Genomic DNA, 13,349 nt, shown 5'->3' with positions numbered 1-13,349 from the left:
TTGCCAAACAGGGTTATTGTATTGCACAGTTAATTACTTCAAAAGCGTGCTCATTATTCAGTTCCTCTACATCATCAGTTTGGTTTAAAAGCGGCAACATGTTTTTATGCATTGGGTTTGCGCGATGGAAAAACCAAAGATTATTTTGAATGGTTTGATATTTTTGTGAAGCAGACTCAATAATTTGTTTCTCTAAGCCATGACCCAAGAGCAGCTCTACTGTTTTTTTATGATCAGATTGTATGCTTTTGAATGGTAAGTCACTTTTAGGATTGGCATCAAACATGGCTTCAATAATAGAGCGTCCCTTATACTTGCGATTAATATCAAAATCATTAAGCTCATTGAATAATGAGCGCAATTGCTCATCATCACCAGAAGCCGCAGCTTTCCAAAATGCATTGGCTTTGGCATCTTCTTGTGCGGTAATGAATTGATTTTTATATTCTAAAATGAGGTGTTTTTTTTCCTCGGTTGATGTGAGTGTATTGAGTTGATGTACAAATTCATTATCGAAATTACAAATCTCGATGGATAGCTCGATGGAACGCTGATCACCTAAATTAAAATGAATCCTGGTGAAAGTTTTCTGAATGGATTTAAGAGATAAATCAGGTAAATCTTTGTTTTCATTGGCATCAAGCTGAAAGCTATCGGAGCTCACACCACAAACAAAAGGATCCATAGCGTTTTTACTGATTAATGTTTTTAACTCAAGCTCTTCCTGTTTTGTGACGGGACGATATTCTTTATTAAAATAAACCATCCTACCCACTTGCTTTTCGGTGGTCACTACACGATTCTTTATTTTCAATTTGAATAAATCGCCGGCTACATTTACCCAAGCGTTATGAGAAGAAAGATAGAAGAAATACCTCAAATCATCCTTATCGATTGATTCAAGATTTTTTTCGATGATATTATTTTTTATCACAACAACTCCTTTCAATTGATAAAACTCAATTTTGCTATTTTTGTAGCAAAAATATCTAAACTATTGAGTGGTTTGCGTTTATAGATGATTGAAAATATTTAGGCTGGAATCTGCAAAATCGATATAAAAAACACGGAAATAAAGTGAAGGAATTAATCGCGTGTCTTTATCATTCTATCTCATTTTTGACGCTGCGTCGATAAAGAAAAACTCGTAGGTTGGTTTGGTCTAACCTACGAGTTTCGGTGCATAATGTCGTGCACTGTGGCAATGAGCATTAAGAAAATTAAACTTTATTAATCACTACTCTTAATGCTTGTAACTTTAAAGTGGCGCTATGCATCAACTGTTCACTCTCTACAAGTTGATTTTTTAAATAAGTAATTTCTTCATCGCGGATAGAGGGGTTTATCTTTTTTAGTGCCTCAAGTCGATTTATTTCATGATTTATACAACTTTTCATTTGCACAACTGCTTGTTCAAGAATTTGTTGCAGCTGAGTTTCAGCAATTTTTTTACTTTGCGTTAATATCTCTTCCAGATCTTGATGAACCTGCTGAATAATGGGATAACATAAGTGACGTTTAACAGGCTCACACAACTGATTTAATTGGTTATAATCTAAAACCTTAGAAAGATTTTTGCCTGAAGCATCCATGAACACCCGAATCGGTTCCAAGGATAAAAAGCGATCCAGTTGTAGACTTCTGGGCGCTGCACAATTTACCGTATAAAAGGACTCTAAAAATAACGTTCCCGGTTTGATACTTTTAATGGAAATTGTCGCTAAAGTTGCGTTTCCTAACTCGGATTCCAGTGTCATTTCCATACACTCACTGACCATAGGATGTTCCCAGCTGAGAAATTCAACATCCTCACGAATAAGTGCTTTGGGGCGTGAATAAGTTACCGTAACGCCGTCCTCTTTTAAACCTGGAAAATGGCTTGTCTTCATATGATCTGTAGGCCGTAGGATTTCAGTATTTTCTGAATGGTATTCATGATCAATACCATACTCTTGAAATACCTGAGCCATGTAATTTTCCAATTCCAAACAATTTTCTTCTGCTTCGATGGCAGAAATTAATTCTTGGGCTTGCAGGGTATTACACGAATTGAGCTCCAGCAAACGATCACGCCCATCATGTAATGCTTGATTGATTTCTTCCGCACGCATTTTAGTGTTGGTAATTAATGTGTTGAGTTCTTCTTCGCTTGTTGCTACCCGATCTAGAATAGGCAACAGTTCATTTTCAAATTCTTCGTAAAGAGAAAAACCAACAGAGCAACTTTGGGTAAATAAGTTAATTCCTTCATGATACCAACGAAATAATTTCTCTTGTACTGAATTCAAAAGGTAGGGAACATGAATCATAATTGTATGACGCTGTCCTATGCGATCCAGACGCCCAATGCGTTGTTCCACCAAATCAGGATTTAACGGTAAATCAAACAAAACAAGATGATGCGCGAATTGAAAATTCCGACCCTCACTTCCTATTTCAGAACAAACAAGCGCTTGTGCTCCATTTTCTTGTTCTGCAAAATATGCAGCGGCGCGATCACGCTCAATAATAGACAATCCTTCGTGAAAAGAAGTGCAGCGAATTCCCATTTTTAATTTTAAATGCTGATCCAAAGCAATAGCAGTATTGGCTTTAGCACAAATAATCAGAACTTTCTTGGGATAAAGTTCTTTAATTTTATCGGTTAACCATGCCACCCGAGGATCGTTTTCAAGCCAAATTTCTTTTTCCACAAGTTGTTCAGGATAAAGTTTCCTCTGGCCTTTTTGCTCTTCTAGCGAAGAATAAATGATAGGACACTCTAAGGGGTAGGCAAGCACTTGTCGTTCTGGAAAGCCTTGAATGGCTGCGCGAGTATTGCGAAATAAAACACGTCCCGTACCATGTCTGTCTAACAAATCTCTAATTACTTGATCAATGCTGGTTTCTATTGTTTCACCTAAATAAAGTTCAAGTTGTGATTTTAATTCTATGCTTAAATCATCAATAGATGCCTCCTCGCCATAAGCCATGAGTGCTTGTACTAATTTATTGATTTCCTGATAGCCTTCTTCTTCGTTTTTAAATGCAGAAAAATCATAAAACCGTGAGGAGTCCAGCAATCGTAATCGCGCAAAATGACTGGCGATTCCTGCTTGCTCAGGAGTTGCTGTTAGCAAAAGTAAGCCTTTACTGTGCGCAGACAATTCCTCAATACATTCATACTCAGGACTTTTTTCTTCTTCAGACCAATGTAAATGATGGGCTTCATCGACAACAAGTAAGTCCCATTTGCTTGCCAGAGCTTGTTGACGTGCATTTTCATTATCCATCAGAAAATCCAAACTGCATAAAATCAATTGTTCATTTTCAAAAAGATTTTCTTGGGTTGTTCCGATTTGAATGCCCTCTTCGTCGTCTAGTTCATAGATCTGTTCATAACGATTGGCATCAATGATTGAAAAATTCAAATTAAAACGACGGATCATTTCCACCAGCCATTGATGAATCAATGTTTGGGGCACCACGATTAACACTCGATTGGCACGTCCTGTATAGAGTTGGTAATGCAATATCATGCCTGCTTCAATGGTTTTCCCAAGGCCTACTTCATCAGCAAGTAAGACGCGGGGAGCATAACGTTGCGCGACTTCATGAGCGATATAAACCTGATGTTTCAGATGACTGGTTCGCGAACCTAATAAGCCTCTGACTTGAGATTGTTGCAGTCTGCATGCATGATTTAGAGTATCTATTCTTAATTTGAAAGTGCTTAATTTATCCAATAATCCACTAAACAACCGTTGCTCAGGAGTATTTAACTTGATAAAACAATCCAAATTAAGTTCGCTGATATGAAGTTCATTACCCGCATCATCCACCCCAAGATAAAAATACAATCCTTGTCGCTCTTCTACATGAGTGATATACATTTTTTGGTGGTTAGAAGTCATTACTTCTTCACCTTCTTTGTAAATGATACGGCTCAGCGGAGCATTATCTGTAGAGTAAATGCGTTCCTCTCCGGCAGCAGGGAAGCTCAAACTTACCTGTCTACCACTTACATCAACAATAATACCCAGACCGAGTTTTGATTCGGTATTGCTTATCCAGCGTTGGCCAATAGTAAAAGTCATAAGAAACCATGTTTTTTTAAGTATGACTAAAATAATAAAAAACTTAAAGAAACTCAACTTGACACGTAGCTTTTTTTTGAAATAGAATGGCGCAAATTTAATCAAAAGAGGACGTTAGACTATGCAAGCGAAAAGAGAGACCTTTCCTGAGTTGAGTTTTAAGGAACTAATCGCGTTGAGTGGCGTTGCTGCATTTTCAGAAAATGAGAGAGAAAAAAAGGAAGCACAAGAGTTTTTAGCTGCATATGCTGCTGAAAAGAAAAAAGCTGCTCCAGGATTTTTCACTCCTTATAGAAGTTTAAAAGATTTTGGCGGTAATTTAGTTGCTCCCGTTGTGACTCCTTTAACTTTAGGTCTTGTTGCTGGTGTTACGGCAATTGGTGCGGCATTAGGAGCGATTACTATTGCTGGAAGTTTATTATTTGCAGCTGGTGCTGGCGTCGTCGGTCTTTTCAATAAAAACGCAAAAGAAACTGCAAAAGATGCGCTTATGGTTGCTGCTTTGGCAGGTGTTGTCACTGTTGCTTGCACCATTATTACTGCTGCATTGGCTGTCATTGCTGCTGTTTCAACGCCATTACTAATTGCTAGTATTTTTACTCGCGGCGGTGCTAGCGTTGTTTCTGCTGTTTCTGATTGCTTTTCTCGTTGCTTCCCTAAATCAGAAGCTCCAAAACATGATGAAATGAATGAAATAATTGAAGAACAACCAATTTTAGCATGTTAATTAGCATACATTATTTCAGCTAGGCTTTAATAGCCTAGCTTTTCCTCTGCTTTATGCTAGCAATTCCCCAATGTCTGCCTTTAAAAAGAACATCCTTTGTTAAATTAAAACTGCACTAACTTTAAAAGTTAATTTTTACTTGTTTTTTTAAACTATTCTGGTTAAAAATAGTTGGCACAGGATGAATATTTAACAGAAAGGGAACTCACATGGCTACCAACACAGAAGAGCTTCAGGCTCTTGTCACTCTTGATACAGAACATGACCTTAAGAAAGTACCAGAAACCACCCCACTCCAAACTAACTTAGAGGAGGAAATCCAAGCTAAGTTAAAAGCCCTTAGTGATACCGAAGAAAATAAATTCAAAAAAATGACCATCACTAAAGAAATATTCGAACAAATTAGAAAAAGTTTGGAAGAAACCGTTAAAAGTATGGAGAAAAATCCAAGCCTGTTCTCGCGTGCTGCAGATTTTTGGGGGGAATTACCACTATGGCAAAAAATTCTAGGCGGGGTTGCACTTACGTTGCCTACTTTAATTATTGGCATTGCTGCTAATGTTGGTTTTCTCCTTGCAATATGTGGTGTAACAGCAATTACCTATACAGCCGGTGGGCTTATTCTCGATGATCATCACAAATGCAGCACCAGTGCGGTAGAAAGTTTGCAAAAAGGGATTTTAGGTTTGGCAGATTTACTTGAGTTAACAATTAATGCCTTAAATGTTATTCGCGAACAATTAGAGATTGAAATTTCAAAGTTTGCACAAGAAAATCAACGGCTTTCTGAAAATATTAACCTTTTGAGCCACCAAATTGACGCGGTTGATAAACAGGTACGAGCTACCTCTAAAATTAATGAGACACTCACCATTACCAAAGAAGGTTTACAAAACGTTGCCAATACATTAACCGAGGGTGTAAACCAACAAACTGATTTATTGCAACAAGCTCAAGAAAAATTGCACCATATTAATGACGCCTATGGTAGCAGTCAAAAAGAGCTGGCAGAGAAAGTTTTAGAGATTGAGAAGGTAAGAACTGAATTAGGCGAAGATCTAAATAAAGCCAAATTAATGATAGAGGCTTTGGGGGCGGCAATCTCTGAGTTTTCATCCACAATTGGTAATGAAGAAAAGCAACGCGTATTCCAAGAAAAATTAGATGATTTTCTTAAAAATAAAGAAGCTAGTTTTCTGCAAATTGCCGAACGAATTTGCGAGGCAGAAAAAAAGCTCATACTCGTACAAAAAGAGTTAGAAAGTACGAACGCTTCGTATCGAGAACTCCTTGAAAGACAAGGAAAACAAGTGGATAGACTTGAAGGCTTGGATTTCAAAGGTTTATCTAAAAAATTGTCTAAAGCACCAAGTTCTAAAGAAACCTTCATTGGTGAATCCCTAAGCAGAAATGGGCTTTATGCTACATCTAAAAAAGAAAATGGGCCTACAGAAACACACGAATCCCAATTGACTCAGACGCTGCAGCACAGTTAAATAAATACTCGCGATTCATATCAGCCCCTCTTTCAATTTCTTTTCTGGTTGAGTGAGGGGATTTTATACAGGTCTCAGTAAACTAAATTTTACCTTCCATGGATAACTCATAGGCCTTTAGCGCAGCTTGCACCGCAGTACGCTCACCTAGACGTTGATACCATGCCAGCAGATGAGTGAATCTTTGCGTATCTATAGTTTGTTTGTAAATCACCTGGAAACAATAAATCCAGGGCCAAATAGCCATATCTGCAATCGTATAGTCATCTCCCCCAATAAATGGGCGCTTGATTAATTGTTTTTCCATCACGGATAACAAACGATCGCATTCATCTGTATAACGTTTTAGCGCATACGGAATCTGCTCAGGAGCTGCGCGGTGGAAATGCCCTAATTGACCAAACATTGGGCCAATGTGTGCTGCTTGAAAATAACACCACTGTAAAATCGTGTATTTGGCTTGTAGTGTACTAGGTAGGAATTTTCCATGTTTTTCAGCAAGATATTGCAAAATGGCAACACTCTCAAACAGATAAAAATCTTCCTGGGAATCATACAAAACGGGGATTTTATTATTTGGTGAAATTTTTAAAAATTCTGGATTAAATTGCTCGCCTTTGGAAATATCAATTAATTGGATCGTATAAGGCTGGGATAGCTCTTCCAGTATAATGGTTGGTTTAATACCATTAGGAGTGCCAAAAGAGTAAAGTGTGTACATGCGAACCTCCTTGTTTTGATTTCAAAATGTAAAAAATGTGATCTGAATCTTTCAGTATAATTGGGCTGATGCCAAGATAAGCTCTAATTGAAATGCCACTTAACCATATTAAAAGATTATATAATGTCAAAACATAACTCCAAAAACCTGCATTTATCGCCCAAAATCAGGCGAAACTGTTATTTTTTGTATACCTAATTTAGCGCTAACGTGTGCTTTTTAAAAATATTTTCTTACAGAATCGTCTTGCATCAAGCTATAGCACATAGGAAGAAGTTTCATTATACTGAGTACAAAAATTGATGACACGGAAACATGTTATGTATGTGCTCATAGTTGCACTTTTTAATCCTTCTTGCTCGTTTTTTCTTCTTAGATTGGTTTTTATTTTGAAATATATTCTCAATGTGCAGAAAGTGTAACTTATGGATATACGCTCTTTATTTTCTACTTTTCATGATCCTGATAAAAATCAGGCTCCTCGTGCCAAAATAGTTCGAATTATTCTCCTGTTGCTGCTGCTTTTTATTTTTATGCTTTTGATTAGGGGGTGCCTGACTCTTATGAGCAGTAGCCCTAAAAAAGCAGTTACTCCCATGCTTATTCGCAAAGATCATCGCATATTCGTCCCAGAAAATTCTCCTTTGCGCGCCCAGCTCATGATCCGTCCCGTTAAAACATCGAAAAAACCCCATCGCGTTTTTTTACCCGGAGCAGTTGAAGCCGATCCGGTACGTACAGTAAATATTCTTCCACCACTGACAGGGCATCTGACAGAACTGAATATCAAGCTCGGTGATGAAGTAAAAAGTAATCAAAATTTAGCCACTTTACAATCAGCAGGTTTAGCCCAAGCATATTCTGATATGGCAAAAGCAATGAGTATCTTGAAGCAGACTCAAGAAACATTAAATCGAGCCCAAAAAGTCAATCGCGCAGGAGCTAATTCAGTCAAAGATATTGAACAAGCGCAAAGCAACTACACTCAAGCCCTTGCCGAAGTACAACGTGCGCAGGCGACATTAAAATCATTAGGTAACAATGAGCCTGGTATGTTACGCATTCAAGCGCCTATTGATGGCAAAGTAATTGCGATCAATTATGGTGTAGGCTCATACATTAATGATCCGACAGCACCTATATTGACACTATCTAATATTCAGTCTGTCTGGATTGCAGCTTGTGTTCCAGAACATTTAATTGCGCTAGTCAATAAAGGACTCAAAACATCCATTTCATTAATTGCTTACCCTAATCAAATTTGGGAAGGGAAAGTGGCATTTGTTGATAATTTAATTGATCCTAACACCCGATGTAATAAAACACGCATTGCTTTTACAAATGCGAATCATAAATTGCAGCCTAATATGTTTGCTACAGTGCAAATGGATTTGCCGCAAGAAGAACAGGTCATTGTGCCGTTATCTGCAATTATTATGAATGATGATACTACCTCTGTGTATGTTGAAACAGCCCCATGGACTTTTGAATCACGTGCTGTGGTGCTCGGCCCTGAAGATAAAAATGTGGTACGGATTACCTCAGGATTAAAACGCGGTGATCGTGTTGTTGTTTCTGGAGGAATACTGGTCAATGATTGATAAACTAATCACTGCATGTTTCCATCGTCGCCACATTGCATGGGGCGCTGCAATTCTGATTGGCTTTTATGGCTATATTTCGGGTACCCAAATGATGGTTGAGGCTTATCCTGAGCTTGATGATGTAAGTGTTTCTGTTACTACTCAAGTACCTGGATTAGCCGCAGAAGAAATAGAGCAGCAAATTACTATACCTTTAGAGCGTGCACTGGTGAGTGTACCCAATATATCCGTTCTACGCTCCAGCAGCACTTTTGCCTTATCATTAATTACTATGGTTTTTAAGGATGGAACAGATGAATATTTTCCCCGAGAGCGTGTTCAGGAAGTTTTAAGCCAAGCATCCTTACCTCCGGGTATTTTTCCTTCTTTGGACCCTCTCGTTGGCTCAAGTAGCGAAATCTATCGCTACACGCTTACATCTAATACTAAAACCCTGATGGAATTATCGGAAATTCAACGTTGGTTGATTATTCCCAAACTGAAACAAGCTCCAGGTATTTCTGATGTGGTTAATTTTGGAGGGCTGACTAAAGAGTTTCAGCTTACCCTCGATCCACTGAAAATGCGAGTTTATAACCTTTCTTTAAATGACATTAGTAATGCAATAAACAACAATACTACCTTCGCTGGGGGCGGCCGTGTTACTCGCGGGGAACAAAGTTACATTATTCGTGGAAGAGGCCAGGTACATACCTTGGACGAGCTAGGCGCTATAGTGGTCAAACAACACAATGGTGTTCCGGTACTAATCCGTGATCTTGGCAAACTTGAGTTCGGCCATAAAGAGCGTGAAGGGATATTAGGGAAAAATCATAATTCCGATACGATTGAAGGGATTGTCCTCATGCGTAAGGGGGAGAATGCGGGAAAAATATTGGACGGAGTACATGCCAAATTAGATGCATTGCAAGAGCAACTTAAGACCATGGGAGTGGCCATCGTTCCTTGTCTTGATCGTGATAAATTGGTAAACCTTACCGTTGACAAAATAAAGCATACCGTCATTGAAGGAATCGTCTTTGTCTCGCTTGTATTGATGCTTTTTCTTGGGAGTTGGCGTAGTGCGCTAGTCGTCACAGTTGCGATTCCTGCAGCGTTAGTGACTGTATTTATTTTCATGAATTTAACTCAAATGCCTGCGAATCTCTTTTCCCTGGGCTCTATTGATTTTGGCGTCATTGTGGATGGGGCAATCGTCGTAATGGAAGCAATTTTGCGCCAGAGGGAACAAAATCCTGGAAAAATGCTGACCGTAGAAGATACATTAAAAGTAACCAACTATGTGGCTAGACCTATATTTTTTGCAACTTTAATTATCATCTCTGCGTATTTACCATTATTTGCGTTTGAACATGCGGAAGGTAAACTGTTTACCCCCATGGCCTATACGGTAAGTTATGCTCTTTTAGGTGCATTAATCTGCTCTTTGGTACTTATTCCAGGCTTGGCCTATACCGCGTTACGTAAGCCACAAAAAGTATTTCATAATTACCCCCTTATTTGGTTAACAAAACGTTATCAATCGCTGTTACGTCAATTGCTTAAACGCGCTTATATCGCTTATGTATTAGGGATAATTACATTAGTCTTGGTCGTATTTTTAGGAATTACAGCAGGCCGTGAGTTTTTACCGGAATTGGATGAGGGATCACTGTGGTTGCAAGTCGATTTGCCGCCGGGTTTATCCTTGGAAAAAGCCAATCAAATGGCGGGTTCATTACGCGATACACTTCTTGAATACCCTGAAGTTTCTTATGTGATCACCCAAGTAGGGCGCAATGATGAGGGGACTGATCCCTGGACTCCTTCTCATATGGAGGTTCCTGTCGGTTTAAACCCTTACGCACAATGGCCTAATCATGAAACGAAAGCCCAATTTATCGCAAAGCTTACAAAACGATTTGCCAGGATGCCAGGTTATACCATAGGAATAAGCCAACCTATTATTGACAATGTGAATGACATGATAGCTGGAGCACATAGCCCGCTTGCTTTAAGAATTTATGGTGATGATTTACGTGAATGTCGCCGTATAGCCAATCAAATTGTTGCACTATTAAAAACTATTCCGGGAACTGCCTCTGCGTCTGTATTCCAAGAGCCACCCATTCCGCAAATAACGATTCAGGCCGATAGAGAAAAAATAGCTCGTTATGGTATTAATGTTGCTGATATCACTAATTTAATTCAAACAGGTCTTAGCGGATCCCCGATTGCCTCCATTTATGAGGGGAGTCGCGTTTATAACGCTACCGTACGTTTTCCTAAAACGAATAAAAACAGCATTGAATCTTTAGGGAATTTATTTCTAACCAGTTCAGATGGCGCCAAAATACCTTTATCAGAATTAGCCAAAATTGAATATAAGACTGGTGAGAGCACTATTGCTCATGAAATGGGCGAGCGAGAAATCACGGTACGTATGGATAATCGTGGTCGAGATCTTACTTCTTATCTCAATGAAGCCAAACGTCGCATTGCTGATGAAGTAAAATTTGATGCACAACAAATTCGTCTGGAATGGGCGGGTCAATTTGAGAGTCAGGAGCGCGCAGAAAAACGATTAATCTATATCTTAGGCCTTATGTTCGTCCTCATGGGATTGATTTTATTCTTTGAATTCCAAAAATTACACCTCGTTTTTCTTATTTTGGGCGTAGTTCCAATGGCAACTTTAGGCGGGCTGGTCACACTTCATATTACAGGAGAAACGTTCAATGTTGCTACCGCGGTTGGTTTTATCGCGCTTTTTGGTGTTTCCATACAAAACGCAATTATCATGATTGCAAATATTAGAAGGGTGCGCAAAACCAATAAATCGTTAAATCGTGCTGTGGTATCTGGTGCAGCTGAACGGTTGCGACCTATACTCATGACTGCAACAGTGGCTTCCTTTGGTATGCTTCCTGCTGCATTAGCAACTGGAGTTGGAACAGATGTACAACGGGGGTTAGCTACAATAATCGTTGGCGGTTTGGCGGTATCTACTTTATTAACTTTATTTATTTTACCTACCTACTATTACACCTTGGAACACTTCATTGAACACGGTAGAAGCAGTATGCGCCGATGGAGATGGAGGCGATGAGTAAGCATAAAAAAGACAATTGGTATTTTGGGCGGTGTAATAAGCGCTTTAACCCATATTTTAAAAAAGCTTCGGGTATGGGCGCTGTACTTGTATTTTTTCTCTTAAGTAACTGTACGGTTGGTCCTGATTATAAAAGGCCGACACAAATACTTCCTCAGTCGTATACGAAAAAATCATTGGGGAAAAAAACACCTGCAACGGCTACAAAAATGGGTGAGGCACAATATTTTGCCCCAAACAAAGAACTTCCAAAACAATGGTGGCAATTATTCCATTCCAAAGATCTCGATGATGTGGTTTTAGCAAGTATACAGCATAATCCCACCGTAACTTCAGCTCAAGAATCCTTATCTATTGCTCTTGAAAATGCCTATGCTGGAAAAGGTGCTCTACTTCCCTTTGTAGGGAGCTCCTTTTCACCCACTTACCAGCAAACGGCAAAAATTCTTACCAGCGTTTTGGCAAGCAACCAATACTTATATTCTTTATTTACCGGTCAGCTTTATGTTTCTTACACTCCCGATGTTTTTGGAGGGACACGACGCCAGATAGAATCATTGGTTGCCCAGGTAGAGGTGCAACACTTTCAGTTAGAAGCAACGTATTTGACCCTAACGACAAATGTGGTCAATGCCGTCATCCAGGAAGCGGCTTTGCGCGAGCAAATTACTGTAACCCAGCATATGATTGCCGATCAAAAAAAGCTTTTGGCAATTCTGAAACAACAGTTAAAATTGGGTGATACAGCGTTATCCAACGTTGCTACCCAACAAGCAGCATTAGCTGCATCAGAAGCAATGCTTCCTCCGTTGGAAAAACAACTTGCGATTCAGCGTGATTTGCTGAATGCATTAACTGGGCGATTTCCAGACGATCAAAATACACCTCAATTTCGCTTAAGCTCCTTACATCTTCCAAGAGAGCTTCCTCTTTCTGTGCCGGCAAAATTACTCGAAAATCGACCCGATATTCGGGCTGCAGAGGCACAAATGCATGCAGCAAATGCATTGATTGGGGTTGCTATCGCAAATCGATTGCCGAATGTGACGATTAATAGTAGCGGTACTAATCTCGGAAGCGCAGCCACTACTATAGGGACTTTATTGCAATCTAATACTCAATTCTGGGCAATGGCTGGGATTATCACACAACCCATTTTTGATGCAGGGACTTTACGCCATAAACAACGTGCTGCGGAAGCCAACTACAGGCAAGCTGCCGCAGACTATCGCGCAACAGTCATTAATGCCTTCCAAAATGTGGCCGATACCTTAAAAGCAATTCAATCTGATGCCATTTCTCTAAAAACAGCAAGTAACGCAGAACGTGCGGCTTTCACAAGCCTGAACATTGCTCGACGCCAATTTGCATTGGGTGATAGCAGCACTGTAGGATTAATTCTCAATGAGATAACTTATCAACAGGCCAAATTAAATTTAATTCAAGCACAAGCCAATCGGCTAGCAGATACGGTTGCTCTTTTTCAGGCTCTAGGAGGAGGGTGGCAGAGTGCTTCAGAGAGTAAAAATTTTTAATACATCAAAATAATAAAGTTGGGGTCGGCACAATGCTTCACTGTGAAGTGGATGGCAAAAGAACGGCTTGTTGCCTTGAGGAGGAGTTCAAGACAGCGG

8 protein-coding genes are annotated in these 13,349 nt (G+C 39.4%); 5 read left to right on the top strand and 3 right to left on the bottom strand.

Features of this window, described 5'->3' with window-relative positions; genetic code table 11:
* Positions 1-13: 13 nt before the first annotated feature.
* Positions 14-934, bottom strand: a complete 921-nt coding sequence (locus EL220_RS17450; protein WP_027271886.1) for a hypothetical protein — start codon at positions 932-934, stop codon at positions 14-16.
* A 286-nt stretch (positions 935-1,220) separates the two neighbouring features.
* On the bottom strand, positions 1,221-4,076 hold the full coding sequence (gene rapA, locus EL220_RS17445) for an RNA polymerase-associated protein RapA (protein WP_027271885.1): 2,856 nt from the start codon (positions 4,074-4,076) through the stop codon (positions 1,221-1,223).
* Positions 4,077-4,197: 121 nt separating this feature from the next.
* On the opposite strand from rapA, the gene EL220_RS17440 reads away from it, so the two are divergent.
* Positions 4,198-4,803: a hypothetical protein gene (locus EL220_RS17440; RefSeq protein ID WP_027271884.1), complete on the top strand. Its 606-nt coding sequence runs from the start codon at positions 4,198-4,200 to the stop codon at positions 4,801-4,803.
* Between the two features lie 209 nt (positions 4,804-5,012).
* A complete protein-coding gene (locus EL220_RS17435) occupies positions 5,013-6,299 on the top strand; it encodes a LegC2/C7 family Dot/Icm T4SS effector (protein WP_027271883.1) in 1,287 nt (428 codons plus the stop codon).
* Positions 6,300-6,381: 82 nt separating this feature from the next.
* On the opposite strand, the gene EL220_RS17430 is transcribed toward EL220_RS17435, so the two are convergent.
* Positions 6,382-7,020: a glutathione S-transferase family protein gene (locus tag EL220_RS17430; protein ID WP_027271882.1), complete on the bottom strand. Its 639-nt coding sequence runs from the start codon at positions 7,018-7,020 to the stop codon at positions 6,382-6,384.
* A gap of 425 nt (positions 7,021-7,445) precedes the next feature.
* Here EL220_RS17430 and EL220_RS17425 point away from each other — a divergent pair, with 425 nt between their 5' ends.
* Genes EL220_RS17425 through EL220_RS17415 form a run of 3 tightly spaced genes read left to right on the top strand, consistent with a single transcriptional unit; the run spans position 7,446 to position 13,250 of the window.
* A complete protein-coding gene (locus EL220_RS17425) occupies positions 7,446-8,621 on the top strand; it encodes an efflux RND transporter periplasmic adaptor subunit (RefSeq protein WP_027271881.1) in 1,176 nt (391 codons plus the stop codon).
* Positions 8,614-11,712: an efflux RND transporter permease subunit gene (locus EL220_RS17420; protein WP_027271880.1), complete on the top strand. Its 3,099-nt coding sequence runs from the start codon at positions 8,614-8,616 to the stop codon at positions 11,710-11,712. Before EL220_RS17425 ends, EL220_RS17420 begins: the two co-directional genes overlap by 8 nt.
* Positions 11,709-13,250, top strand: a complete 1,542-nt coding sequence (locus EL220_RS17415) for an efflux transporter outer membrane subunit (RefSeq protein WP_232002531.1) — start codon at positions 11,709-11,711, stop codon at positions 13,248-13,250. Before EL220_RS17420 ends, EL220_RS17415 begins: the two co-directional genes overlap by 4 nt.
* Positions 13,251-13,349: the final 99 nt, after the last annotated feature.

The organism is Legionella sainthelensi (assembly GCF_900637685.1).
Taxonomy (GTDB): domain Bacteria; phylum Pseudomonadota; class Gammaproteobacteria; order Legionellales; family Legionellaceae; genus Legionella; species Legionella sainthelensi.
The sequence above is the reverse complement of the archived record's forward strand: the minus strand, read 5'-3'. Positions and strand labels throughout refer to the sequence as shown.